22 protein-coding genes are annotated in these 23,025 nt (G+C 64.5%); 6 read left to right on the top strand and 16 right to left on the bottom strand.

What is annotated here, in order from left to right; translation table 11 throughout:
- The first annotated feature begins 55 nt into the window (after positions 1–55).
- Positions 56–1,345 (top strand): nicotinate phosphoribosyltransferase, encoded by a 1,290-nt coding sequence (pncB, locus tag AC5STB_RS05285; RefSeq protein ID WP_495441933.1) that lies wholly within the window; start codon positions 56–58, stop codon positions 1,343–1,345.
- A gap of 120 nt (positions 1,346–1,465) precedes the next feature.
- Here the strand turns inward: pncB and AC5STB_RS05280 are convergent, their stop codons facing one another.
- From AC5STB_RS05280 to AC5STB_RS05265, 4 genes are read right to left on the bottom strand one after another with little or no spacing between them, the layout of a single operon-like run.
- Positions 1,466–2,917, bottom strand: coding sequence for an aldehyde dehydrogenase family protein (locus AC5STB_RS05280; RefSeq protein ID WP_495441932.1), 1,452 nt, complete (start codon positions 2,915–2,917; stop codon positions 1,466–1,468).
- Complete coding sequence (locus AC5STB_RS05275) at positions 2,910–4,517, bottom strand: ABC transporter ATP-binding protein (protein WP_495441931.1); 1,608 nt, start codon at positions 4,515–4,517, stop codon at positions 2,910–2,912. Before AC5STB_RS05275 ends, AC5STB_RS05280 begins: the two co-directional genes overlap by 8 nt.
- Positions 4,514–5,329, bottom strand: a complete 816-nt coding sequence (locus AC5STB_RS05270; RefSeq protein WP_495441930.1) for an ABC transporter permease — start codon at positions 5,327–5,329, stop codon at positions 4,514–4,516. The genes AC5STB_RS05275 and AC5STB_RS05270 overlap by 4 nt, the downstream gene beginning before the upstream one ends.
- Positions 5,326–6,273 carry an ABC transporter permease gene (locus AC5STB_RS05265; protein WP_495441929.1) on the bottom strand — a complete coding sequence of 316 codons (948 nt, stop codon included), beginning with the start codon at positions 6,271–6,273 and terminating at the stop codon, positions 5,326–5,328. The genes AC5STB_RS05270 and AC5STB_RS05265 overlap by 4 nt, the downstream gene beginning before the upstream one ends.
- Before the next feature lie 174 nt (positions 6,274–6,447).
- Here AC5STB_RS05265 and AC5STB_RS05260 point away from each other — a divergent pair, with 174 nt between their 5' ends.
- Positions 6,448–7,566 carry an acetoin utilization protein AcuC gene (locus AC5STB_RS05260; protein WP_495441928.1) on the top strand — a complete coding sequence of 373 codons (1,119 nt, stop codon included), beginning with the start codon at positions 6,448–6,450 and terminating at the stop codon, positions 7,564–7,566.
- Positions 7,567–7,675: 109 nt separating this feature from the next.
- On the opposite strand, the gene AC5STB_RS05255 is transcribed toward AC5STB_RS05260, so the two are convergent.
- Complete coding sequence (locus AC5STB_RS05255) at positions 7,676–9,154, bottom strand: ABC transporter substrate-binding protein (RefSeq protein WP_495441927.1); 1,479 nt, start codon at positions 9,152–9,154, stop codon at positions 7,676–7,678.
- A gap of 164 nt (positions 9,155–9,318) precedes the next feature.
- On the opposite strand from AC5STB_RS05255, the gene panB reads away from it, so the two are divergent.
- The 3 genes from panB (at position 9,319) to glpK (ending at position 12,576) form a co-directional block, all read left to right on the top strand.
- On the top strand, positions 9,319–10,149 hold the full coding sequence (gene panB / locus AC5STB_RS05250; protein WP_495441926.1) for a 3-methyl-2-oxobutanoate hydroxymethyltransferase: 831 nt from the start codon (positions 9,319–9,321) through the stop codon (positions 10,147–10,149).
- Between the two features lie 8 nt (positions 10,150–10,157).
- Positions 10,158–11,018: a pantoate--beta-alanine ligase gene (gene panC, locus AC5STB_RS05245; protein ID WP_495441925.1), complete on the top strand. Its 861-nt coding sequence runs from the start codon at positions 10,158–10,160 to the stop codon at positions 11,016–11,018.
- A 67-nt stretch (positions 11,019–11,085) separates the two neighbouring features.
- A complete protein-coding gene (glpK, locus tag AC5STB_RS05240; protein ID WP_495441924.1) occupies positions 11,086–12,576 on the top strand; it encodes a glycerol kinase GlpK in 1,491 nt (496 codons plus the stop codon).
- Between the two features lie 234 nt (positions 12,577–12,810).
- Here the strand turns inward: glpK and AC5STB_RS05235 are convergent, their stop codons facing one another.
- The 11 genes from AC5STB_RS05235 to AC5STB_RS05185 form a co-directional block, all read right to left on the bottom strand.
- Positions 12,811–14,067, bottom strand: a complete 1,257-nt coding sequence (locus tag AC5STB_RS05235) for a flavin-dependent oxidoreductase (protein ID WP_495441923.1) — start codon at positions 14,065–14,067, stop codon at positions 12,811–12,813.
- Positions 14,068–14,145: 78 nt separating this feature from the next.
- On the bottom strand, positions 14,146–14,688 hold the full coding sequence (idi, locus tag AC5STB_RS05230; RefSeq protein WP_495441922.1) for an isopentenyl-diphosphate Delta-isomerase: 543 nt from the start codon (positions 14,686–14,688) through the stop codon (positions 14,146–14,148).
- A 151-nt stretch (positions 14,689–14,839) separates the two neighbouring features.
- Positions 14,840–15,316 carry a c-type cytochrome gene (locus AC5STB_RS05225; RefSeq protein ID WP_495441921.1) on the bottom strand — a complete coding sequence of 159 codons (477 nt, stop codon included), beginning with the start codon at positions 15,314–15,316 and terminating at the stop codon, positions 14,840–14,842.
- Between the two features lie 110 nt (positions 15,317–15,426).
- Positions 15,427–16,449: a P1 family peptidase gene (locus AC5STB_RS05220; protein ID WP_495441920.1), complete on the bottom strand. Its 1,023-nt coding sequence runs from the start codon at positions 16,447–16,449 to the stop codon at positions 15,427–15,429.
- A gap of 86 nt (positions 16,450–16,535) precedes the next feature.
- Positions 16,536–17,282 (bottom strand): SDR family oxidoreductase, encoded by a 747-nt coding sequence (locus AC5STB_RS05215; protein ID WP_495441919.1) that lies wholly within the window; start codon positions 17,280–17,282, stop codon positions 16,536–16,538.
- A 66-nt stretch (positions 17,283–17,348) separates the two neighbouring features.
- Complete coding sequence (gene arfB, locus AC5STB_RS05210; RefSeq protein WP_495441918.1) at positions 17,349–17,768, bottom strand: alternative ribosome rescue aminoacyl-tRNA hydrolase ArfB; 420 nt, start codon at positions 17,766–17,768, stop codon at positions 17,349–17,351.
- 263 nt (positions 17,769–18,031) lie between these two features.
- Positions 18,032–18,667, bottom strand: coding sequence for a queuosine precursor transporter (locus tag AC5STB_RS05205; RefSeq protein ID WP_495441917.1), 636 nt, complete (start codon positions 18,665–18,667; stop codon positions 18,032–18,034).
- 199 nt (positions 18,668–18,866) lie between these two features.
- Complete coding sequence (locus AC5STB_RS05200) at positions 18,867–19,778, bottom strand: esterase-like activity of phytase family protein (protein WP_495441916.1); 912 nt, start codon at positions 19,776–19,778, stop codon at positions 18,867–18,869.
- Positions 19,751–20,602 (bottom strand): penicillin-insensitive murein endopeptidase, encoded by an 852-nt coding sequence (mepA, locus tag AC5STB_RS05195; RefSeq protein ID WP_495444560.1) that lies wholly within the window; start codon positions 20,600–20,602, stop codon positions 19,751–19,753. The genes AC5STB_RS05200 and mepA overlap by 28 nt, the downstream gene beginning before the upstream one ends.
- 14 nt (positions 20,603–20,616) lie before the next feature.
- Positions 20,617–22,086 (bottom strand): MFS transporter, encoded by a 1,470-nt coding sequence (locus AC5STB_RS05190; RefSeq protein ID WP_495441915.1) that lies wholly within the window; start codon positions 22,084–22,086, stop codon positions 20,617–20,619.
- Complete coding sequence (locus AC5STB_RS05185) at positions 22,032–22,580, bottom strand: acyl-CoA thioesterase (RefSeq protein WP_495441914.1); 549 nt, start codon at positions 22,578–22,580, stop codon at positions 22,032–22,034. Before AC5STB_RS05185 ends, AC5STB_RS05190 begins: the two co-directional genes overlap by 55 nt.
- A gap of 133 nt (positions 22,581–22,713) precedes the next feature.
- Between AC5STB_RS05185 and AC5STB_RS05180 the strand changes: the two genes are divergently transcribed.
- Positions 22,714–23,001: a YggT family protein gene (locus AC5STB_RS05180; RefSeq protein WP_495441913.1), complete on the top strand. Its 288-nt coding sequence runs from the start codon at positions 22,714–22,716 to the stop codon at positions 22,999–23,001.
- The last annotated feature ends 24 nt before the right edge of the window (positions 23,002–23,025 follow it).

The following is a 23,025-nucleotide window of genomic DNA, read 5'->3' as shown; positions in this document are numbered from 1 at the left end:
GCCCTGGCTGGCGGGCTGTCTTATCAATCAGTGACCCTTACGCATGAGGCCACCGGTGGACATCGCAACCCGCGTCTACAATCATAAGTGGAAGATCGACCCGATTGTCCGGTCGCTGATTGATACTGATTTCTACAAGCTTCTGATGTGCCAGTCGGTGTTCCGCAACAAGCCGGACACCACCGTCACCTTCTCTCTGATCAACCGTTCGGCGCATGTGCCGCTGGCCCGGCTGATCGACGAGGGCGAGCTGCGCGAACAGCTGGACCACATCCGCTCACTGTCTCTCAGCCGCGGTGAAAGCACTTGGCTGCGCGGCAACACCTTCTATGGCAAGCGGCAGATGTTCCGCCCGGACTTCATGGAATGGTTCGAGGGGCTGCGCCTGCCGCCCTACCACCTGGAGCGCAAGGGCGATCAGTACGAGCTGACGTTCGAGGGTAAATGGCACGAGGTGATGCTGTGGGAGATCCCGGCGCTTGCGGTGCTGATGGAGCTGCGCAGCCGGGCAGTGATCAACAGCATGGGCCGGTTTGAGCTGCAGGTGCTTTATGCCCGCGCCATGACCAAGGTCTGGGAAAAGATCGAACGCCTGCGCGAAGTGGACGGGCTGACCATCGCCGATTTCGGCACCCGCCGCCGGCATTCCTTCCTTTGGCAGGACTGGTGCGTGCAGGCGATGATCGAGGGGCTGGGCGACAAATTCACCGGCACCTCCAACTGTCTCATCGCGATGCGGCGTGAGGTGGAGGCGATCGGCACCAACGCCCATGAGCTGCCGATGGTCTATTCGGCGCTGGCGGACAGCGACGCGGAACTGGCTCAGGCCCCCTATGACGTGCTGTCCGATTGGCATGATGAGCATGAGGGTAACCTGCGCATCATCCTGCCGGATACCTACGGTACCCAGGGTTTCCTTGATCGCGCGCCGGACTGGCTGGCGGGCTGGACTGGTATCCGCATCGACAGCGGCGACCCGGCCAAGGGCGCCGAGGTGGCGATCAATTGGTGGAAAGAGCGTGGCGAGGATCCGGCGGATAAGCGGGTGATCTTTTCCGACGGCCTCGACGTGCAGCAGATCCAGGACCTGAACGCGCAGTTTTCGGATCGCACCAAGGTTTCCTTCGGCTGGGGCACGCTGCTGACCAACGACTTCCGCGGGCTGGTGCCCGATGACGCGCTGGCGCCATTCTCGCTGGTTTGCAAGGCGGTTTCGGCGAATGGCCGGCCCACGGTGAAACTGTCGGACAACCCGGAAAAGGCGATGGGGCCGGCGGACGAAATCGCGCGCTACAAGCGTGTTTTCGGGGTCGGAGAGCAGGAGCGGCAGGCGGTAATAGTCTGATAACACTTCGCCGGTTTTGCGGCGGCAATTGCACCCAGCAGTACAATTAGTGGCAGAGCTTCTGTCCCAATGTTTCGCGCGCGAAACATTGGGGTAACTGTGCTGACCTAAATTCCCGGCCTACCCGTGGTGCGCCGCCACGGTCTTCAGCTGCGAGAAACCATACAGCGCCTCAAAGCCTTTTTCCCGCCCGTGGCCGGATTTCCCAACCCCGCCAAATGGCAGCTCCACTCCGCCACCGGCGCCGTAGTTGTTGATGAACACCTGCCCCGCACGCAGGCGTTTTGCCAGCCGCATCTGCCGCGCTCCGTCGCGGGTCCAGACGCTGGCGACAAGACCGTAGTCGGTGGCATTAGCGATCCGGAGGGCGTCTTCTTCGGTCTCGAACGGTATCAGCACCTGCACCGGGCCAAAGATTTCTTCCCGCGCCAGCGCATGATTCTCCGGCACATCGGCAAACAGCGTCGGGCGCACATAGGCACCGCTCTCCGGAGCGTGGGACACAATCGCACCCCGCGCCGCCACCGGCAGGTCCGCCCCCTGTTCCAGATAGCCCTCGACAATCTGTTTCTGCCGGGCAGAGATCAGCGGCCCCATCCGCAGATCCTCTGGTGCCGGCCCCGCGGTCAGCGTGCCATAGGCCGCTGCCATCCGCGTCTTCACATCTTCATAAACCCCGCGCTGCACCAGGACGCGCGAAGACGCTGAGCAGGTCTGGCCCGCGTTCTGAATCCCTGCGTTCACCAGGAACGGCAGGGCCGCATCCAGATCGGCATCGTCAAACACCAGTTGCGGGGACTTGCCGCCCAGCTCCAGCGTCACGGGCACCACGTTGGCCCCCGCCGCCTGCTGTACCAGCGCGCCCGTGCGCACCGACCCGGTGAAAGAGATGTGATGCACGCCAGGATGCCCCGCCAGCGCTGCGCCGGCCTCTGCCCCCAGTCCCGGCACCACGTTCAGCGCACCCGCGGGCAACCCGGCCTCCATGGCAATATGGGCAAAGGCCAGGGCGGTCAGGCAGGCCTCCTCGGCGGGCTTCAGCACGCAGGCATTGCCCATCGCCAGTGCCGCACCCACCGAGCGGCCGATGATTTGCATCGGATAGTTCCACGGTACGATATGCCCCGTTACCCCATGCGGCTCCCGCAGGGTATAGACGGTGTAGCCATCGAGATAGGGGATGGTCTCCCCCATCACCTTGTCTGCTGCGCCGCCGTAAAACTCGCAGTAGCGCGCCAGCGCCACCGCATCGGCGCGGGCCTGGCTCAGCGGCTTGCCTACATCCATCGCCTCAATCGCGGCCAGCAATTCCACCCGCTCCAGCACGAATTGGCCGATGCGGGTCAGGATGCGGCCCCGTTCCAGGGCGGTCATCCGGCCCCAGGCACCGTCCAGCGCTGCCTCTGCCTCCAGCACTGCGGCCTCAATATCCGCCGCACCGCCGCGCGCGATCCGGCAGATCTCGCTGCCATCCGAAGGGTTCACCAGCGGCAGGGTGCCGCCGCTGGCCGCGGGCAGCCACTTGCCGCCAATGAGGCAGAGCGCGGGATCGAACCAGAGGGGATCAGACATGCTGGGGGTTCCTTTCGGGATCGGAGATTTCAGGCAGCACCGGCGCTGCGGCGATCAGCTGGCGGGTGTAGGGATGCTGAGGGTTGGCGAAGACCTGTTCGGTTTTGCCCTGCTCGACGATCCCGCCCCGCTGCATCACCAGGCAACGGTCGGTGACCGTGCGCACCACGCTCAGATCGTGGCTGATGAACAGATAGGTGAGGGAGTAGGCCGCACATAGCTCTGCCAGCAGGTCAAGAATGCGGGCGCGGACAGAGACGTCGAGGGCTGAGACCGCCTCGTCAAAGATGATCAGCTCCGGCCGAGTGATCAGGGCGCGGGCTATGGCGATGCGCTGGCGCTGCCCGCCGGAGAACTGGTGGATGTATTTGCCCGCATCCTCCGGTGTCAGCCCGACGGCGGTCAGGGTTTCGGCAATCAGCTCCCGGCGCGCCGGTCCAGCGGGGGGATCGGGCAAGGTATGGAACGGTTCGGTAATCAGCCGTTCCACCCGGTGGCGCGGGTTGAAACTGCCGTAGGGGTCCTGAAACACCACCTGAATTTTCCGCCGGATCGCCGGATCAAGCTGAGTCGTCACCGGCTCCCCATCCAGGCGAATCTCCCCGCCCTGCAGCCGTTCCAACCCGAGAATGGCCCGTGTTAGGGTCGATTTCCCGCAGCCGGACTCACCCACCAGCCCCAGCCGCTCACCGCGGTTCAGGGTGAAGGAGACATCGTTCACCGCGCGGAAGCTGCCGGGTTTGGCAAACAGAGAGGTGCGCGGGGTCTTGTAGTCGCGCACTGCGTTCCTGACTTCCAGCAGCGGCGCCGGCACGGGTGGTTCCGGCAGAGCCACCTGATGGTTCGAGGCTTCAAACAGCATCCGCGTGTAGGGGTGGCGCATGTTGCGCAACAGCCAGCCGGTATGGCCGGTCTCCACCACCTCGCCGTGGCGCATGACGACGATCCGGTCGGCCAGATCTGCCACCACCGCCAGGTCATGGGTGATGATCAGCAGCCCCATGCCGTAGTCCAGCACCAAGTCCTTCAGCAGCTCCAGGATCTGTGCCTGGGTGGTCACGTCCAGCGCGGTTGTCGGCTCATCCGCGATCAGCAGTTTCGGGCGCAGGGCGATGGCCATGGCAATTACCACCCGCTGGCGCTGGCCGCCTGACAGTTCATGCGGATAGCGGCTGAGCGGGAAGCGTTCCTGAGGCAGGCCGACCCGCTCCAGCACCTCCCGCGCGCGGACCTCGGCCTGCGCGCGCGGCATCGCCTTGTGGATCAGGATGGTTTCCATCACCTGCGCGCCGATGGTCTTCACGGGGTTGAGCGCGGTCATCGGCTCCTGAAACACCATACCGGCGGACTGGCCGCGGATGGCGCACATCCGGTCCTCGGACTGGTCCAGCAGCTGGGTGCCCTCCAGGGTGATGTAGCCGCGGGTCCTCGCCGTGTTCGGCAGCAGCTGCATCACTGCCAGCGCGGTCATCGACTTGCCAGAGCCGCTCTCGCCAGTGACGGCAACAATCTCGCCCGGATCGACATGGAAGGAGACATCCTTCAGCACCTGGAAGGCGCCAATGTTCAGCGACAGGCTGGTGACATCCAAAAGCGTCATGTGCGCGCCACCCTCAGCTTCGGGTCCAGCCAGTCGCGCAAGCCGTCGCCCAGCAGGTTCAGCCCCAGCACGGTCAGGATGATCGTCATGCCCGGCACCAGCGCCAGATGCGGGGCGAAGCTGACCATGGTCTGCGCGTCGGCCAGCATCCGGCCCCAGCTGGGAGTGGGCGGCTGGGCACCCAGGCCGACGTATGAAAGGCCCGCTTCCGCCAGGATGCCCAGAGAGAACTGTATGGTGCCCTGCACGATCAGGAGGTTCATCACATTGGGCAGGATATGTTCGGCTGAGATCCTGGCCGCGCCCTTGCCGGCCACCCGCGCAGCCAGGATAAACTCCCGTTCCCAAAGGCTCAGCGCCGCGCCGCGGGTGATGCGGGCAAAGACCGGGATGTTGAAGATGCCGATGGCGATGATGGCGTTGACGGCACCTGCGCCCAGAACGGCGGTGATCAGGATGGCGATCACCAGCGACGGGAAGGCAAAGACCAGATCGTTGCCGCGCATGATCCCCTCATCCAGCCAAGACCCCTTGCGTGCCGCCGCCGTCAGCCCCAACGGCACACCTGCGCCCATACCAATGCCGACCGCCACCAGCGCCACGGCAATCGATGTGCGGGCGCCAACCATGATCATCGACATGAGGTCGCGCCCGAAATGATCGGTGCCCAGCCAGTGCTGTTCATTGGGCGTCTGCAGCTTGGCGGGGATGTTCATGGCCGCGTGGTCAAACGGCGTCCAGACAAACGACACTGTTGCTGCCAGCAGCACCAGCGAGGACAGAACAGCGCCAAGGATCAGGTTGCGGGTCATGTCCGGCTCCGCAGCCGCGGGTCGACCAGTGCATAGGCAAGATCGACCAGGAAATTCACCGTAATGACGGCAAAGACCAGCAGCATCACCACCGTTTCCACCACGATCAGGTCACGCGACGAAATCGCCTGGAACACCAGCCGCCCGAGGCCGGGCAGATAAAACACCTGCTCAATGATGATGGCGCCTGCCAGCAGGAAAGAAAACTGCAGGCCGATGATGGTCAGCACTGGTATCAGGGCGTTGCGTACACCGTGCCGCCACAGGGCCTGACGGCGGCTGAGGCCCTTAGCGCGGGCGGTGCGCATGAAATCTTCATCCAGAATGTCCAGGAGGGCAGAGCGCATGACGCGGGTCAGGATCGCCGCCTGCGGCAGTGCCAGCGCGATGGCGGGCAGGGTGAGCGCATGAAGGCCGGCCCAGACGCCTGCCTCCCAGCCCGGAAACCCGCCCGCGCCGAACCAGCGCAGGTTGATGGCAAAGATCAGGACCAGCATCATCGCAAACCAGAAGTTCGGCACGGCAACCCCCAGCTGGGTGGCGCCGGTCACTGTCATATCGCCGGGTTTGCCGCGGCGGGCGGCGGCATAGATGCCTGCCGGAAAGGCGATGAGGGTCGACAGTGTCAGCGCATAAAGCGCCAGCGGCAGCGATACCCACAGCCGGTCCGCGATCATCCCCGCAACCGGCGTGCGGTAGGTGTAGGAGGTGCCGAAATCGCCGCTTAGCATGCCCGCCGCCCAAGACAGGTAGCGGGCCAGCTTGCCCTGATCCAGCCCCAGTTCTGTGCGCAGCGCGGCGACGGTATCGGGCTGCGCATTGACCCCCAGCATAAAGGAAGCCGGGTCGCCCGGCGCCACCTCTACCACGAGGAAGATCACCAGCGAGGCAACAGCCAGGCTAAGAACAAGCGACAACAGGCGTTTCAGGGCATAACGCAGCATGAATGCCACGTTAGGAGCGCGCGGCGGGCGGGTCCAGTGGCGGGCATAGGGAAACGAGCCCCAGGCAATAAAAAATGCGCGGCGTCAGAAGGTTGTGCGCAATCTGTCCGGAAACGGGCCAATGGCGCCCGGCGGGCTCTTTGGCAGCGGACGGAAACAGGCTATCACGGTGCCATGCTGTCCCGCCCCTTGTTCATCGGATCGGAAATTTACCGAGGATCGTCCTATGGGCGCACTCATCCCTTGCGGGTGCCGCGGGTTTCAACCGTGATGGACCTGTCGCGCGCGCTGGGCTGGCTGCCGGATGAGGTCTATGTGAACTCACCCCGCGCCAAGCCAACAGCGCTTACCGCCTGGCACACGCCCGAATACGTCGCCGCGCTGCAAGCTGCGGAGGCGGCGCAGGAGGTGAGCGCGGAGGTCCGTTCGCGGCATCATCTCGGCACCATCTCCAACCCGGTGTTCCGGGAGATTTTCCGCCGCCCGGCCACCGCCGCTGGCGGTTCGATCCTGGCGGGGGAGCTGCTGGCACGGGGCGGCATCGTCTATAACCCTGCAGGCGGCACCCATCATGGGATGCCGGACCGGGCCAACGGCTTTTGCTATCTCAACGATCCGGTGCTGGCGATGCTGTCCCTGCGCCATCACGGCGCGCTGCGGATCGCCTATGTGGACATTGACGCGCATCACTCCGACGGGGTTGAGCATGGCTTTGTCGGCGACGCAGATGTTCTGATGATCTCGGTGCATGAGGAAAACCTCTGGCCCAAGACCGGATTGCTGACGGAGGACGCGGGCGGCTCTGCCCTGAACCTGCCGGTGCCGCGCGGCTTCAATGATGATGAAATGGCGCACATCCGGGATGAACTGATCCTGCCGGCGGTGGAGGCGTTTCAGCCGGATGCCATCGTGCTGCAGTGCGGGGCCGATGCGGTGACAGAGGACCCGCTGCCGCATCTGGACCTGTCGAACAATGCGCATTGGGCGGTGGTGCGGGCGCTGATGGGGATGGCACCGCGGTATCTGGTGCTGGGCGGGGGCGGCTACAACCCGTGGTCGGTCGGGCGGCTTTGGACCGGGGTCTGGGCCACGCTGAACGGGTTTGAAGTGCCAGAGCATTTGCCTGCGGCCGGTAAGACGGTTCTGCGCGGGCTGGAGTTCAACGGCAACCGGCTGGGCCGCAACCCGCCGGTGCACTGGTTCACAACGCTGCGGGATCAGCCGCGCGGCGGGGAAGTGCGGCAGGAAATCCGGGAGCGGGTTGCCTTCTTGCGGGCGAGACGGGGGCTTTAGTTCCGCCTGGCCGCAGGCCGGGCAGCGCCTGTCCCGCCCCCCACGGGGCGGGCGCTTCGCTTCCCACCCCGCCGGGACGGGCGCTGCCCTTGGCGGCTAAAAGTAATCGTCATTCCGCCCAGCTGAGCGCGCTGAGGTCGATGGCGGCCGTGGGGGCGTTCTCCCACAGCCCCTGCAGCCCGGCCTTGGCCACCCCCAGTTTCGCCAGCTGGAACAGGTAGCCGTTAACATAATCCGCCGCGATCATCTCCTGCGCCTCCTGCAGGATTGCGGTGCGGGCATCCGGGTCGGTGGTGGTGTTTAGCTTGGCCATCAGCCCTTGGAACGGTTCGCTGCCATACTGGAAGTAGTAGTCAGGCCGGGCATAGATGCCGATGTCCATCGGCTCGGTATGGCTGATGATGGTCAGCCCGAAACTCTTGCCGCGGAACACGCTTTCCAGCCATTGCGCCCATTCGACGTTGATGATCTCTGCCTTGATGCCCACGGCGGCCAGCTGTGCGGCAACGATCTCTCCGCCGCGCCGGGCATAGGAGGGCGGCGGCAGGTGCAGGGTGGTCTCGAATCCGTCAGCAAAACCTGCCTCGGCCAGCAGCGCCTTGGCCTGCTCCGGGTCATAGGCGGAGATGCCGGTCAGATCCTTGTAGGCCGGGTGGTGCGGTGCAAAATGGGTGCCGATCGGGGTGCCATAGCCGAACATGGCGCCGTCGATGATCGCCTGCCGGTCGATGGCATGGGCTACTGCCTGCCGCACCCGGATGTCGTCAAACGGCGGTTGCTTGTTGTTGGTCGACAGGATCGTCTCACCCTCGGTCGACCCCACCAGCACCTGGAACCGCGGATCGGCGTCGAACTGGGGCAGGTTTTCCGGCGCTGGAAAGTTGTCAAAGGCGTCAATGTCCTCGGCCATCATTGCAGCAAACGCAGCGGTCGGATCCGAGATGAACTTGAAGGTAGCAGAGGCCAGCGCAGGCTGATCGCCCCAGTAGTCCGGGTTGCGCGCCAGCGTTATGCGGTCGCCCTGCACCCACTCCTGGAACGTATAGGCACCGGTTCCGATCGGATTAGTCTTGATGTCCTCAACGCTATCCGGCGCCACGATCACCGCATCGCCCCAGGCCAGGTTGAACAGCAGGCTGCCGTTCGGCGCCTCCAGCGTGATCTGCACCGTCTGCGGGTCCACCGCTTCCACCGCTGTGATCCCCTCAAACAGCGCCTTCTGCGCGTTGGTGCTGTCCTCGGCGCGGGCGCGGTCGAGCGAGAATTTCACATCCTCTGCGTCCATGGCGCTGCCGTCGTGAAAGGTCACACCCTCGCGGAGCTTGAAGGTGTAGACGGTACCCTCGCCGGAAATCTCCCAGCTTTCCGCCAGCCCAGGCACCACCGACCCGTCGCCCATGAACCGGGTCAGCCCCTCGAAGATGTTGCTGTAAACCACCGAGTCGATGGCTTGCGCCGCGGCGCTGGTGGGGTCCAGATGCGGCGGTTCCAGCTGCAGGCCGATGGTAACGCTATCCTTGGCCCAGGCGCCGCCCGCCATCAGGGCCAGCGCGGAACCGGCGGCAAAGACAATGGATCTGAAGGCCATCTGAAATCTCCCTCTGTGCAATCTGCGGGCCTGGAAACGGCGCCTATTGGAAACGAGTTTCCCTGTTTCCCAAACGTAATCAAGGCCGGGCGGCATTTCGCGCACTGGAAGCACGCGGCGTTAATTGGTAATCCGGGCGCTATTCGAACTGCGGACAGGAAGCCATGAGCGCAACAGCCAAGAAACAGGCGCCCAACGCCGAAGACATCCGGGCCCGCAAGGGCGGCACCCCTTTGGTGAGCCTGACGGCCTATACCACGCCGATGGCGCGGCTGATGGACAAGCACTGTGACTTCGTGCTGGTCGGCGACAGCGTCGGCATGGTGCTGCACGGGCTGACCTCGACCCTGGGCGTGACGATGGAGATGATGATACTGCACGGCCAGGCTGTGGCACGCGGGCTGAGCCAGGCGATGCTGGTGATCGACATGCCCTTCGGCTCCTACGAGGAAGGCCCGCAGCAGGCGTTCCGCAACGCCGCCCGGCTGATGGCGGAAACCGGCTGCGCGGCGGTCAAGCTGGAAGGCGGCGTCGAGATGGCAGAGACTATCCGCTTTCTGGTCAAACGCGGCATCCCGGTGATGGCGCACATTGGTCTCACGCCGCAGTCGATCAACACGCTGGGCGGCTACAAGGTGCAGGGCCGCGATGCGCAGGCCGACGCTGTGCTGGCAGATGCCCGCGCGGTGGCGGATGCCGGGGCGTTTTCCGTGGTGCTGGAGAAAGTGCCGCAGAAACTGGCCGACAAGATCACCGCCGAGGTGGCGATTCCCACCATCGGCATCGGCGCCAGCGCCGGCTGCGACGGGCAAATCCTGGTGGTGGATGACATGCTGGGCTTCTTCACCGCCTTCAAACCTAAGTTCGTCAAACGCTACGCGGATCTTGGCCCGCTGGCAGAGGCAGGGATTTCCCAATATGCCGCGGAAGTGCGTGCGCGCAGCTTCCCAGCGGCAGAGCATGTCTTCGCCGACCAGGCGCCGTCCAAACGATGACTGCTGACATGACCGCTCCGATCCTGCGCCGCTTGGCCGATCTGCGCGCCCAGACCGGAAATTGGCGCAGCAATGGCGAAACCATCGGCCTGGTGCCGACCATGGGTGCGCTGCACGCGGGCCATCTGTCGCTGGTCGAAGCCGCCAAACAGGCTTGCGACCGCGTGATCGTCACCATCTTCGTGAACCCCAAGCAGTTCAACAACCCGGAGGATCTGGCGAACTACCCGCGCACCGAACATGAGGATGCGGAAAAGCTCGCCCCCTATGGCGTTGACCTGATCTATGTCCCGGACCCGGACCAGATTTACCCGGACGGCTATGCCACCAATGTCTCTGTCGGCGGCAGCATCACCGCTGTAATGGAAGGGCCTTTCCGCCCCGGTCATTTCGATGGCGTTGCGACGGTGGTCGCCAAACTGTTCCTGCAGACCGGCGCCGACAAGGCGTTCTTTGGCCAGAAGGACTACCAGCAGCTGATGGTGGTGACCCGCATGGCCCGCGATCTGGACATCCCGATTGAGGTTATTGGCTGTGAAACCGTGCGCGAGCCGTCGGGCCTCGCCATGTCGTCGCGCAACCTGCGCCTGTCGGAGGACGCGCTGGCCAAGGCCGCGGCCCTGAATGCAGCCATGCGCGAGGCCGCAGCCAAGGCATCGGCAGGCGAGCCCTGGGCACCGCTGGAGGCCGCCGCGCGGCAGGCGCTGGCAGATGCAGGATTCGGTGATGTGGAATACTTCGACCTGCGCTGCGCCGAAACGCTGAAGGCAATGGAGACCCCAACCCGGCCGGCCCGCCTGCTGGCAGCGGCCTGGATGAATGGCATCCGGCTGATCGACAATATCGCAGTTCCTAAACTAAATTCTTAGTAGGGGCTGGTAGCGGTAGCACCTTTGCGTTTATTGTCCCCGGTCAGAGGAGACTGGAGGGCAGCCGATGACCTATATTCTGGCAATTGATCAGGGCACCACGTCGACCCGGGCAATCCTGTTTGATGCAGGCATGCAGGTCGCGGGCACCGCACAGCAGGAGTTCACCCAGCATTATCCGCAAGCGGGCTGGGTGGAGCATGACCCGGAGGAGATCTGGGACACCACCGTCGCGGTCTGCCGCAAGGTGATGGCGGATTTGGATGTCTCCGCCGCGGATATCGCGGGCATCGGCATTACCAACCAGCGCGAAACCACAGTGGTCTGGGACAAGTCTAGCGGCAAGGCGATCCACAACGCCATTGTCTGGCAGGACCGCCGCACAGCATCTATTTGCGAGCAGCTGCGGGACGCAGGCCACGCAGAGATGGTGGCAGACCGCACCGGGCTGCTGCTCGATCCCTATTTCTCGGGCACCAAGGTGAAATGGATCCTCGACACCGTTCCGGGCGCGCGCGACCGCGCCGCGGCGGGGGATCTGTTGTTCGGCACCGTCGACAGCTTCCTGATCTGGCGCCTGACGGGTGGCGCGTCGCATGTGACCGACGCCACCAACGCTGCGCGCACGCTGATGTATGACATCCGCAAGGGCCGCTGGAGCCGCACCATCAGCGATCTTCTGGATGTGCCGCAGCAGATGCTGCCTGAAGTGAAGGACAGCGCTGCCGATTTCGGCACCACCGATCCGGAGATTCTGGGCGGTGCGATTCCGATCCTGGGCGTGGCCGGCGACCAGCAGGCCGCCACCATCGGCCAGGCCTGTTTTCAGCCGGGAATGATGAAATCCACCTATGGCACGGGCTGCTTCGCGCTGCTGAACACCGGAGATGAACCGGTGGTGTCGAAGAACCGGATGCTGACCACCATTGCCTATCAGCTGGACGGCAAGCCGACCTATGCGCTGGAAGGCTCGATCTTCATCGCCGGTGCCGCGGTGCAATGGCTGCGGGATGGGCTGGGGATTATCGAACAGGCGGCTGAATCCGGCGAGCTGGCATTGCGCGCCGACCCGGGACAGGACGTGATCCTGGTGCCCGCCTTCACCGGCCTTGGTGCGCCTTATTGGGAGCCGGAATGCCGCGGCGGTATGTTCGGCCTTACCCGCAACTCCGGACCAGCGGAATTTGCCCGCGCCGCGCTGCAAAGCGTCGCCTACCAGACCCGCGATCTCTATGAGGCGATGCGCGCCGACTGGGAGGACGACAGCCACCACACCGTGACCCTGCGCGTCGATGGCGGCATGAGCGCCAGTGACTGGACGATGCAGAGCCTGTCGGACCTGCTGGGCGCCGCCGTCGACCGCCCGGTTATGCAGGAGACCACAGCACTTGGCGCCGCCTGGCTGGCGGGCATGCGGGCCGGGATCTATCCGGACCAGACCGGCTTTGCCGACACCTGGAAGCTCGACCGCCAGTTCTCGCCGCTGATGCAGCCCGCGGCGCGGCAGGCTGCCTATGCCCGCTGGCAGCGTGCGGTGCAGGCAGTGATCGGGGTCTGAGCGCTGCGAAACAGGGCAGGGCTGGGCACCTCCCGCCTGCTCCGCCGCATTCGCAGAATGCACCTCACAGTTGGGCGTGGCGCCGCGCTTTGCGCGGCGTTTTCGTTTTTGCTGAGAAGCGGTTTAAGTGCAGGCCTGCACCTAAACGCGCCTAGCCGAGTGTGTGGCCGGCTATCCGCGCCTGCGGCACGGCGGCTGCGCCGCCCTTAACCCGCGGCTGGCCGTCGGCGTGCTTCAGCTGACGCATGCGCCTGCGGGGATGGTTGCAGGGCGGGCGTTCAGCTCCTCTATGGAAAAGCCCGCAATCGATTTGTACTTGGCAGCATGGGCGGCCAGCTCTGCCTGCGGGATCACCTCGCTGATGTCTGCAAAGTCGCCGCCGCACAGGTCCTCGACCCGCTGCAGCACCCCGTCCGGCCCGCCGCCTGCGCGGTTGGCGAGGCCCACCGCCGTTGTGACAGGGCGCACCTCTGCCTCGTAAGCCTGGAGCGCGGCGGCGCTGATGCCGTGTTCCAGCAGATTTGCGCCAATCACCCGTGCGTCCACGATGGCCTGGCTGGCGCCGTTCGATCCCACCGGGTAGGTCGGATGCGCGGCGTCGCCCATCAGAGTGACGTTGCCATGGGTCCAGTGCACCAGCGGGTCGCGGTCCACCATCGGGTATTCATAGACCACTTCCGCCCCGTGGATCAGGGCGGGCACGTCGATCCAATCAAACCGCCAATCCTCGAAATCTGGCAGGAACTCCTGGATGTCCGCAGGCCGGTTCCAGTCTTCTTTCCGCCAGGGCGCAGAGGGGTCAAAGCTCTTTTCCGCAATCCAGTTCATCGTGACACAGCCCTCAGCATCCGGTGCGGAGATTGGATAAGCCACCAGTCGCAGATGGTCATGGCCGATCATCGCCATCGCCGCGCCGCCCTTGAATTCGGGCGCCCGGGTGGTGCCCCGCCACAGGATGCGGCCGTTCCAGATGGGGGCGCCCTCATCCGGTTCCATCTGCCCCCGCAGGGCGGAGTGGATGCCATCCGCCGCCACAACCAGCGATCCCTCAATCCGCCGCCCATCCGCCAGCAGCAGCGCCGCGCCGCCGCCCGTATTTTCAAACCCTGCTGCCCGGGCACCGGCCTCGATGCTTTCCGGGCCGGCACGCGCCACTAAAGCGCGATAGAGCATCATCTGCAATTCGCCCCGGTGCACCGAATACTGCGGCCAGGCATAGCCGGCACCGGTGCCGCGCTGCTCCTCCCAGATGGTCTTGCCCAGCTTGCTGTAAAACCCCAGCTGCCGGGTCCGGACGCCGATTGCGTTCAGCTCTGCCTTCAGCCCCAGATCGTACAGTTCCCGCACCGCGTTGGGCTGAAGGTTGATGCCAACCCCCATCGGCTTCAGCTCCCGTGCGGCCTCAAAGATGCGGAACGGCACCCCGATCTGATGCAGCGTCAGCCCCAGGGTCAGCCCGGCAATGCCGCCGCCTGCGATGAGGATGGACATGATAAGTGTACTCCCTGATTGCGTGCGCAGATAACCACGGTGTGTACAGCGGAGCAAGCAGGCAGGGAGGGAGAGTGGTCAGCGCCGCCCGCCGATAATCAGGTCAGGGCCAAAGATCACGTCGGCGTAGTTGTGCAGGTAGATCTTCAGCCAGGGGGTGAAGCGCTCGGGGTGGCGGCTGACCTCGGCCAGCAGGTCGTGATAGTCGACCCAGCGGGTTTCCATCACCTCATCCGGGTTTGCAGCAATCCGCAGCGGCCGGTGGGCGTGGGCCAGAAACACATCCACCGCTTCATGCTCAACCAAGCCGTTGCCGACATCGGCGCGGTATTCCAAGTGGTGGCGGAACTCGGGATAGAGACCGGTCAGGCCCAGCTCCTCATTCATCCGGCGCACTGCGCAGGCCGAGGGCTGTTCATCCCAATTCGGATGGGTGCAGCAGGTGTTCGCCCAGAGGCCCGGGGTGTGGTATTTCCCCATCGCCCGCCGTTGCATCAGGATTTCCAAACCCTTCACCACAAAGACGGAAACCGCCTTGTGCTTCAGCCCGCGCTCATGCGCGGCCAGTTTGTCAACCGGTGTCAATTCACCGTTCACCCAGGCGGGGATCATATGGCTCATGCTGTGTCCGTGACGGTTTTTTGTTCTGCGGCCTGCCGCATTCAGGCGGGCATAGCAACTACCGCTAACGATTGCCGGCACGGAAAGCAATTACGCGAAAAGCCGCGGCGAAAATGCCGCGGCTTTGTGGGGTCAGTCCGGAGGGACCGGCTTATTCGGTGGCCGCTTCCGCACCTTCTTCAGCTGCGGCCTCCTCTGCCGCGGCGTCTTCCGCCGGGGCGGGGCCGTTGCTGGCCAGGAAGGCAAAGATGTCTTCGCCGCCCTTCTTAAGGCGGAAGGACATTTTCGACTTGGCTTTGTCGTCGCCGGTTTCCGCGCGAAGGAATTTGCGCGGATCGGCGGTGAAGGCCACAAATTTCTCTTCATCCCAGACCAGGCCGGCTTCGCCTGCGGCGACCAGGTCATCGCTGTATTTGAAGCCTTCGGCTGTGCCTGCCTGGCGGCCCGCCAGGCCCCACAGGTTCGGGCCGGTCTTGCCGCCCTTAACGATCACGTCGCCCGAGTCGGACACGACCATGTGGCATGACTTGCACTTGTTGAACCCCTTCTCGCCCTTGGCCGGATCGCCTTCGGCAAAGGCAGGGGCGGCGAGGAGGCCGAAAATGGCGGCAGTCAAAAGAGGTTTCATATTGCTTGCTCCAGTCTATGAGTTGGCAGGTGTGACTCATGATTTATTACCCGGCAGTGTCAACCGGCAGTTTGACGCGCATCAAAGTTCCGGCGGGAAGCTGCGGTGTTTCAAGGCGCGGTCCAGCAGGGCAGCAGGTCGCCGAATTCCGGACGGGCGTGATAGACCGCGCGGGCGATGGCGCGGCTGAGGCACAACGCAGCGGCATGGCAGAGGGTTCCCAGTTCCGCGTCTGGTGCGTCCAATGCCCGCGCGCCGGTGCTGGCGGCAAAGACCAGATCACCGTCGCCGGGGGAATGCGCAGGTACGATGGCGCGGCCGATGCCGTCATGCGCTGCGGTGGCCAGCCGCTGGCATTGCGCCTTGGTTAGTGCGGCATCAGTGGCAACGATGGCGATGGTGGTATTGGCGCGCTCCGGTGGCAGCGGCGCGCCGCCCAGTTTCTGGATCGCCTCGATCTTGCGGCTTGGCAGGCTGCGGCCCAGGCCGGCCGCGGGATCAGGGCCAATGCCGCCGAACTCATTGCCGATTTCAAACGGGGCGGCCCAGAAATGCCGCTCCCCAGGGGTGGTGGCGGCGCCCAGCGGATTGGCCGCCACCAGCGCGCCCACGGTGACGCCATTTTCCAGCACCAAGGAGGCAGAGCCCAGCCCGCCCTTCAGCATCGCGGTCAGGGCGCCGGTGCCGGCGCCCGCGGTTCCCAGCTCGAAATCCTCTGCTGCCGATTCAAAGGCTGCGCGGCCTAAGGCCCGGTAGGGGTTTTCACCCCACGTCTTGTCACCGCCGTTCAGCAGATCAAAGATAATCGCTCCGGGCACCAGCGGCACCCGCGCCGGCCCGACCGGAAAGCCGCGGCCCGCCGCGTGCAATGCGTCCATCACACCGGAACAGGCGTCGAGCCCGAAGGCAGAGCCGCCCGACAGCACCAGCGCGTCGATCCGGGCCACGGATTTGTCCGGCGCCAGCAAGTCTGTCTCCCGCGTTCCCGGCGCGCCGCCCATCACATGAACAGATGCGGTAAAGGGCGCGTCCGCGGTCAGCACCGTGGTGCCGGACTTCAGTGCCGCGTCCTGGGCGTTGCCAACCAGAAAGCCGGGGACGTCAGTGATCAGGTTCCTGGGGCCGGGGAGCATGGCGGGATGTCCTTTTTCTGAATGAAGCGCGCTGGCGCGCGCTGCCTCCGGCGGGAGTACTTTCTGGAAAAATGAAAACAGGGGAGCTAGATACAGCGCCCGCCGTCCACTTCCATCGCGACGCCGGTTACCATGCCGGCCTCGTCCGAGCACAGGAAGCAGGCAGCGTTGCCCATGTCCTCCGGCGTTGAAAACCGGCCGATCGGGATGGTGGACAGGAACTTGGCGCGCATTTCCGGGGTGTCCTCGCCCATGAAGGACTTCAGCAGCGGCGTTTCCCCCGCCACGGGGTTGATCGCGTTGACCCGCACGCCGTGAGGGGCCAGTTCCACCGCCATGGTCTTGGTGGCGGTGATCATCCAGCCCTTGGAGGCGTTGTACCAGTTGAGGTTGGGGCGCGGCGACACGCCGGCGGTGGAGGCCACGTTCAGGATCGCGCCGCGTTTGTTTGCCTTCATATGCGGCACCAGGACGCGGGCGGTCAGGTAGACCGACTTCACGTTGACGCCCATCACCCGGTCAAAGTCTTCCTCGCTGATCTCCTCCAGCGGGGCGGGCAGGTGGGTGACGCCTGCGTTGTTCACCAGAATGTCCAACTGCCCGAAGGCTGCCAGCGCCTTCTCTGCCATCGCAGTGACCGAGGCACTGTCCGAAACATCCACGGTTTGCGCAATGGCATTACTGCCCAGTTCCGCCGCCATGTCCTCTGCGGCGGCGCCGTTGATGTCGGCAATCATCACCCGGGCGCCTTCCGTCAGGAACTTGCGGGTTATCCCGGCGCCAAAGCCCGAAGCGCCGCCAGTCACGATGGCGGTTTTTCCGTCCAGCCGCATGATATATCCTCCCGACCTGTTCGGCGTCAGCATGGGCCGCATGCGCGTTGGGCGCAATCCGCGGTGTCAATCCGGGTCGATCTTACCGCGCGTCGCTTTCAGATCGCCGCGCTGCTTCTTGGCCTCCAGCCGCCGCCTGACCGAGCCGCGGGTGGGCTTGGTGGCGATGCGCCGCTTGGGCGCCACCAGCGCCTTGCGCACCAGTTCCGCCAGCCGCTCGCGCACAATCTCGCGGTTCCTCTGCTGCGACCGGGTCTCGTCGCATTGCAGGATGATCGCGCCGTCCTTGGTCCAGCGGCGGCCTGCCAGCCGCTTCAGCCGCGATTTGACCGCAGGCGCCAGCGCGGGCGAGCGGGCGGCCTCAAACCGCAGTTCGACAGCGGTCGCCACCTTGTTCACATTCTGCCCGCCGGGGCCCGAGGCGCGGATAAAGCTCTCGGTCATTTCCCAGTCCTGCAGGGTGATATTCTCGTTGATGCGAATCATGGTCTTGTTGCCTTGCGGGCGGGTCTTTCAAAATCGAAAGGGCTGTTCCACACGCGGGGAACAGCCCTTCGAGATGATAGGAGGTGCACCGGTTAGGTCAGCACCAATTCAGTGGTCTAAACGTACCAAGGGCTGCCTCGGCCGCACTCCTTCTGAACTGTTCCGGTACTGCTCTCCATAGCTTCTCTAGACAATGGGCACCTCCTTTCTGATGTTTCGTGTAAGCCCAGCCTGCCACAGATTCGGCAGATGTCAAAACAAAATCATGTGGTCTTTGCGGAGAGCTTACGCACGATGATGCGGAAGGGCACAAGCGCGAGCATCGCCAGCGTCAATTTGACCAGCCAATCGGCAAACGCCAGCGAGACCCAATAAGGCGCCACCGGCCCCTGCCCGATCAGAGGCAGCATGTCGCCGGCCCAGGAGACATCGTTGGCCGGTTCGATCCAGGCCAGCGAGACGGAAAAGGCGACGGTGAAGAAGATCGCGGTGTCCACGGAGGAGCCGATCAGGGTGGAGGCCAGCGGCGCCCGCCACCACTTGCCGGTCCGCAGGGCAGAGAAGATGGCGACGTCCAGCATCTGCGCTGTCAAGAAAGCGAGGCCGGAGCCGAGCGCAATGCGCAGCGTCACTGCCGGGTAAGAGAAGCCATCGCCCTGCAGCATCACCTGAGTGCCGATGAGCGAGCAGATCACTCCGGTTATGAAGCCCGCCACGACGACCTTGCGTGCGGCGGCGGCGCCGTAGACGCGGTTCATCACATCGGTCACCAGAAAGGCCGCCGGATAGGTGAAGGCGCCCCAGGTCAGCCAATTTCCGAACAGGAATTGCACCAGGACGTTGGAGGCCACCACCACGGCGGCCATGGCAAGAATGCCGGGAATGTGCGAGCGGGTCATGCGCAAGATCCGTTTGTTTCGGGGCCGCAAAGCAGGCTCTGCTGCGGCAAAAGACCGGCCCCTTTATCGCGCGCCGGGCTGCCGTGCAAGTTTTCCGGTCCGGAAGGGGCAGGGAAAGGCTCCCGTCCGCGCCGGGTGCTATCTGCGAATGCCCCTGGCGGTTGGGCAGGGCGCCGCTGCCGCGGTGCCGGGGCAGATGTCAGCGGGGCAGGGCGTATTCCACCAGCTCGGTGCGTTGCACCGGCAGGAAATTGTCGTCTGATACCATGGTCGCGCGCAGCTGCCCTGTGCCGTCGGCCCAGACAGACAGGCCTTCCAGGTTGTCGTGGATGCCGGGGCCGGTTTGCAGCAGCAGCGTTTCATTCACCGGGCCTGCGGCAGCGATGTCCCATCGGCGCAGACGGCTGCGGAAGCCAAGCAGGGTCAAGTCGCGTTCCAGCAGGTAGAACCGCCCGTCAGGGCCAAAATCCGCATCCACCGGCAGGAAGCCTCCGCGCGGCGGCAGGCTGAAGGGGCGCGACCAGCGGCGGCCGTTCCAGCGCCAGACCGGGATCTGACCGTGTTTGTCGAACGCGCGTTCCGGCAGGGTATAGAGGCGGCCGCGGGAATCGATGGCCAGGGTTTCCAGCGACTTGTTGACCGGCAGCTTGCGAAACGCCTTGGGTCTCGGCAGCACCTTGGCCCGGTCTTGCGCCTGACGGTAACGGGCCACCCGCGCGATGCCCTCGAAAGAGATGTAGCGGCTGCCGTCCGGCGCGATGGCCAGGCCCTCGCTGTCGCCGGCAGCGCCGCGCAGGGTCCTGCCGGTAGAGGAGCGCAGCCCATGGGCGGCGCGCGCGGCAATGCCGGAAATCCGGCCCTGATGGCGCTCGATATCCGTTGTCACCAGTGTGGCGCGGTCGCTTAGCACTGTCATCTCGGTGCCGCTCGCGCTGATCTTCAGCGCCGAAAAGCCGCCAAACCAGGGCTGCCTGAGCTTCCAGGTGTAGCTGCCCAGAAATTGCGCCGTCCCTGCCGCCGCCACCGGGCGGTTGGCCGCAAAAGTTGCCGCCGCCACTCCGGCAGCGGCGGCAACAGCCAGGATCAGTTTGATTGCAGAACGGCAGCGCATTGATTGGGCAGGTCCGAAAGGGTGTAATCCCGTCTCGGTTTAGGCTTCGGTGCGTTCGGGTCAACCGGTTTCGGCGGCGGCGGGTTCAGAATGTTGTTCACCCACTGCTGCGCATCGGCGCAGCCGTCTCCCCTGGGCGGCGGGTCCTGATCAACACAGCCGCGCGCGCCCCGCGGGCAGGCCAGCCGCACGTGGAAGTGATAGTGGTGCCCCCACCAGGGCCGGATCTTGCGCAGCCATTTGCGGTTGCCCTTCTCGTCGTTGCACATCTGCACCTTGGCACCGGGAAACACAAAGATCCGGGCCACCCGCTTGTCCTGCGCCGCGGCTTTCAGGATCTCGTGATGCGCCCGCGTCCAGCTGGAGTTCACATAGGCGCCCTTGGCCCGGCGCATGGAGATCGAGGAGATGTTCTCGCGCGCGTTGCGGCTGAGGTTCAGCCGGTCGGGCGGCCGCATCCATATGTCGATGTCCAGCCCGATTTGGTGGCTGCGGTGGCCCGACAGCATTGGCCCGCCGCGCGGCTGGCTGATGTCGCCGATGTACAGCCCCTTCCAGCCGCGCTGACGGGAGGCTGCGCGGCTCAGGTCTTTGATGAAGTCAATCGCTTCCGGATGGCCCCAGTTGCGGTTGCGGCTCAGCCGCATCGCCTGCCAGGTCGGGCCGGTCTCAGGCAGCTGCGCGGCACCGGCGACGCAGCCCTTGGAATAGGATCCGAACGGCGCGGGACGGTGCTGCGACGCATTCGGCTTGGCCCCGAACAGCGCCTTGGCGGGTGTCTGCGCGGTTGCTGGACTTATGAACCCAGCAACCGCCAAACACATTGCAAGTAACAGTCTCAACCCTGATCTCCTTCTCCTTGAACCCAGAAAAACAGTACCAATCCGATCAGAAACAGCCCGATGACAGGCATAATCCCCAGCCGGGCGCTGCCGGTTGCGGTGGTCGCAATGCCGATCAGCGCCGGTGCCAGAAACGCGGTGGCGCGGCCTGACAGGCCGTAAAGGCCGAAACTCTCGGTCGCCTTGGCCGGATCGGTGTGGCGCACCATCAGGCTGCGGCTGGCCGATTGCAGGATGCCGCCAAAACCGCCGATCAGCACGCCGCAGCCAAAGAACACCGCGTCCGGCAGTTTCGACCCGTCCGGCAGGGCAATGCCGTAGATCTGCGCGCGCGACATGCTGACGATGGTCAAGCACACCAAGCTGAGGACCAGGATGGAGACGATGATCACCGGTTTCGGGCCGAATTTGCGATCCGCCTTGCCGCCGATCCAGCAAAAGATTGTGGCCGCCAGCACCGCCACGATGCCAAAGACGCCAATGAGAGTGATCTGCCAGCCCAGCACCAGCTTGGCGTAAACCCCCCCAAAGCCATAGAGCCCGTTGAGTGCATCGCGGTACAGCATGGAGGAGCCGAGGTAGCTGGCGAGGCTGACCCGGTTGCGCAGATTTTTCACCGACTGCACCACCAGCGCCACCGCCTGGCCCACTGTGCCGCGCTGGCCGGTGGCGCGGCCCTCGCGCACCCACAGGAAATAGGGGATCATGAAGACGGCGAACCACAGCGCGGTAAAGGGGCCGACCGCACGGGTGCCTTCGCGCGCCTCTGCGTCCAGCCCGAACAGGGGGCTGAGACCGATCAGCGTTTTGCCGCTTGCCTGTTCGACAAACAGCAAAAGCATGATGAACAGCGCAATCACCCCGCCTAGATAGCCAAAGGCAAAGCCGGAGCCGGAAACATTACCGACGTCCTCCTTGCCGGCCAGCGATGGCAGCTGTGCGTTGACAAAGATCAACGCAAACTCTGCGCCGATGAAGCCAAAGCCGAAGCTGATCAGTACCCACCACAGGTTGCTGCCTGCCGGGTCCATGAACCACACCCCCCAGGCGCCCAGCACGTACATGAGCGAAAAGACAATAATCCAAGGCCGCCGCCGGCCGGAAATGTCGGCCAGTGCCCCCATGAACGGCGCCCCGAAACCGATGATCAGGCCGGTAATGGTCAGGCACAGCGACCACACGGTCTGCGCCTGCGCCTTGGCGGCCTCGCCGTTCAGACCCTGGCCGAGGAAATGCTCTGCCGCCACAGCGGCAAAGAACGGGCTGAATACAAAGGTAACCAGCAGGGTGTGATAGGGCTGGCTGGCCCAGTCAAAGAACCACCACCCCCAGATGCGCTTGCGCATGGATACCTGCTGCATGCCCGCCCTCTTGTTATTGTTGCCTTCAGGTATGGCAGGCGGGCAGGGGCCTAGGCAAGCCCGTCTTGCATCGGTGGCCAGGGCCGGCCGCCATCCGCCGCGCACCAGTCCTTGATCCAGCCGGGCAGCTCGGGCGAGGGTGCGGTGTTCTGCCCCAGCGCCTCCAGCACCTTGGCGGGCGGCACGATGCCGTTCTTGTCCGTTACCGCGGTGCGCAGCATAACATGGCTGGCGCAATCGCCGTTTGTCTTCCACATCGACTGTTCGACATAGATAAACTTGTCGTCCCATCCCGCGGTGCGGCTGCGCATCTCGAACTTCTCGAAACCGCGGATGCGGCGGCGGTACCGTACCGACGAACCGGCCACCGTCAGCCCCCAGCGTTTCTGCCGGAGCGCCTTGATCAGCCCCACCCGCTGCGCCAGCATGGTGCGGCCCAGATCATAAAGCGTCATGGTGCGGCCGTTGTTCAGCTCCATCCACATGTCCAGATCCCAGGGCCAGCAGATGTGGCTGGACACATGCATGCCGGTGATCGGCAGCCGCGCCATCCGGCTGGCCAGAACGGTATCCTTGATCAGTCGGACAATCGGGTACATGCGCGCGCGCTCCTTGATGGCATGTGCCCGTGATGCCACCCGTTTACAGCGCGTCAACCGCAACCTCGCGGAAGCCTTGCGCATTTCATTGCGTCTGCTTACCTGTGAGGCTGTTCGAAAGAGGGAAATACTGATGGTCTCGCTGTTCCAAATCCTGATGCTGATCCTGGACATTATCTGGTTCTTCATCATTGCCCATGTGATCATGAGCTGGCTGATCAACTTCCAGGTCCTGAACCTGCACCAGCAGCTGGTGGCGCAGATCTGGTACGGGCTGAACCGGATTCTGGAGCCGCTTTATGCGCCGGTGCGCCGGTTTATGCCCAACATGGGCGGCATCGACCTGGCGCCGCTGGTGGTGCTGATCGCGGTCTACGCGCTGCGCATCATCCTGGTGAACAACGTCTCGGCGTTTTACTGATCTGAGCGCTTCCGGCCCGGCGGC

This window comes from Leisingera sp. CC-HEC093, from assembly GCF_059429195.1.
This window is presented reverse-complemented; position numbering and strand designations above follow the sequence as displayed.

Excerpts from the sequence above, each read along its gene's own strand:
- AC5STB_RS05280 (WP_495441932.1), bottom strand. The coding sequence starts at position 2,917 with ATGTCTGATCCCCTCTGGTTCGATCCCGCGCTCTGCCTCATTGGCGGC.
- AC5STB_RS05275 (WP_495441931.1), bottom strand. The coding sequence starts at position 4,517 with ATGACGCTTTTGGATGTCACCAGCCTGTCGCTGAACATTGGCGCCTTC.
- AC5STB_RS05270 (WP_495441930.1), bottom strand. The coding sequence starts at position 5,329 with ATGACCCGCAACCTGATCCTTGGCGCTGTTCTGTCCTCGCTGGTGCTG.
- AC5STB_RS05265 (WP_495441929.1), bottom strand. The coding sequence starts at position 6,273 with ATGCTGCGTTATGCCCTGAAACGCCTGTTGTCGCTTGTTCTTAGCCTG.
- AC5STB_RS05260 (WP_495441928.1), top strand. The coding sequence starts at position 6,448 with ATGCTGTCCCGCCCCTTGTTCATCGGATCGGAAATTTACCGAGGATCG.
- AC5STB_RS05255 (WP_495441927.1), bottom strand. The coding sequence starts at position 9,154 with ATGGCCTTCAGATCCATTGTCTTTGCCGCCGGTTCCGCGCTGGCCCTG.
- panB (WP_495441926.1), top strand. The coding sequence starts at position 9,319 with ATGAGCGCAACAGCCAAGAAACAGGCGCCCAACGCCGAAGACATCCGG.
- panC (WP_495441925.1), top strand. The coding sequence starts at position 10,158 with ATGACCGCTCCGATCCTGCGCCGCTTGGCCGATCTGCGCGCCCAGACC.
- glpK (WP_495441924.1), top strand. The coding sequence starts at position 11,086 with ATGACCTATATTCTGGCAATTGATCAGGGCACCACGTCGACCCGGGCA.
- AC5STB_RS05235 (WP_495441923.1), bottom strand. The coding sequence starts at position 14,067 with ATGTCCATCCTCATCGCAGGCGGCGGCATTGCCGGGCTGACCCTGGGG.
- idi (WP_495441922.1), bottom strand. The coding sequence starts at position 14,688 with ATGAGCCATATGATCCCCGCCTGGGTGAACGGTGAATTGACACCGGTT.
- AC5STB_RS05225 (WP_495441921.1), bottom strand. The coding sequence starts at position 15,316 with ATGAAACCTCTTTTGACTGCCGCCATTTTCGGCCTCCTCGCCGCCCCT.
- AC5STB_RS05220 (WP_495441920.1), bottom strand. The coding sequence starts at position 16,449 with ATGCTCCCCGGCCCCAGGAACCTGATCACTGACGTCCCCGGCTTTCTG.
- AC5STB_RS05215 (WP_495441919.1), bottom strand. The coding sequence starts at position 17,282 with ATGCGGCTGGACGGAAAAACCGCCATCGTGACTGGCGGCGCTTCGGGC.
- arfB (WP_495441918.1), bottom strand. The coding sequence starts at position 17,768 with ATGATTCGCATCAACGAGAATATCACCCTGCAGGACTGGGAAATGACC.
- AC5STB_RS05205 (WP_495441917.1), bottom strand. The coding sequence starts at position 18,667 with ATGACCCGCTCGCACATTCCCGGCATTCTTGCCATGGCCGCCGTGGTG.
- AC5STB_RS05200 (WP_495441916.1), bottom strand. The coding sequence starts at position 19,778 with ATGCGCTGCCGTTCTGCAATCAAACTGATCCTGGCTGTTGCCGCCGCT.
- mepA (WP_495444560.1), bottom strand. The coding sequence starts at position 20,602 with ATGTGTTTGGCGGTTGCTGGGTTCATAAGTCCAGCAACCGCGCAGACA.
- AC5STB_RS05185 (WP_495441914.1), bottom strand. The coding sequence starts at position 22,580 with ATGTACCCGATTGTCCGACTGATCAAGGATACCGTTCTGGCCAGCCGG.
- AC5STB_RS05180 (WP_495441913.1), top strand. The coding sequence starts at position 22,714 with ATGGTCTCGCTGTTCCAAATCCTGATGCTGATCCTGGACATTATCTGG.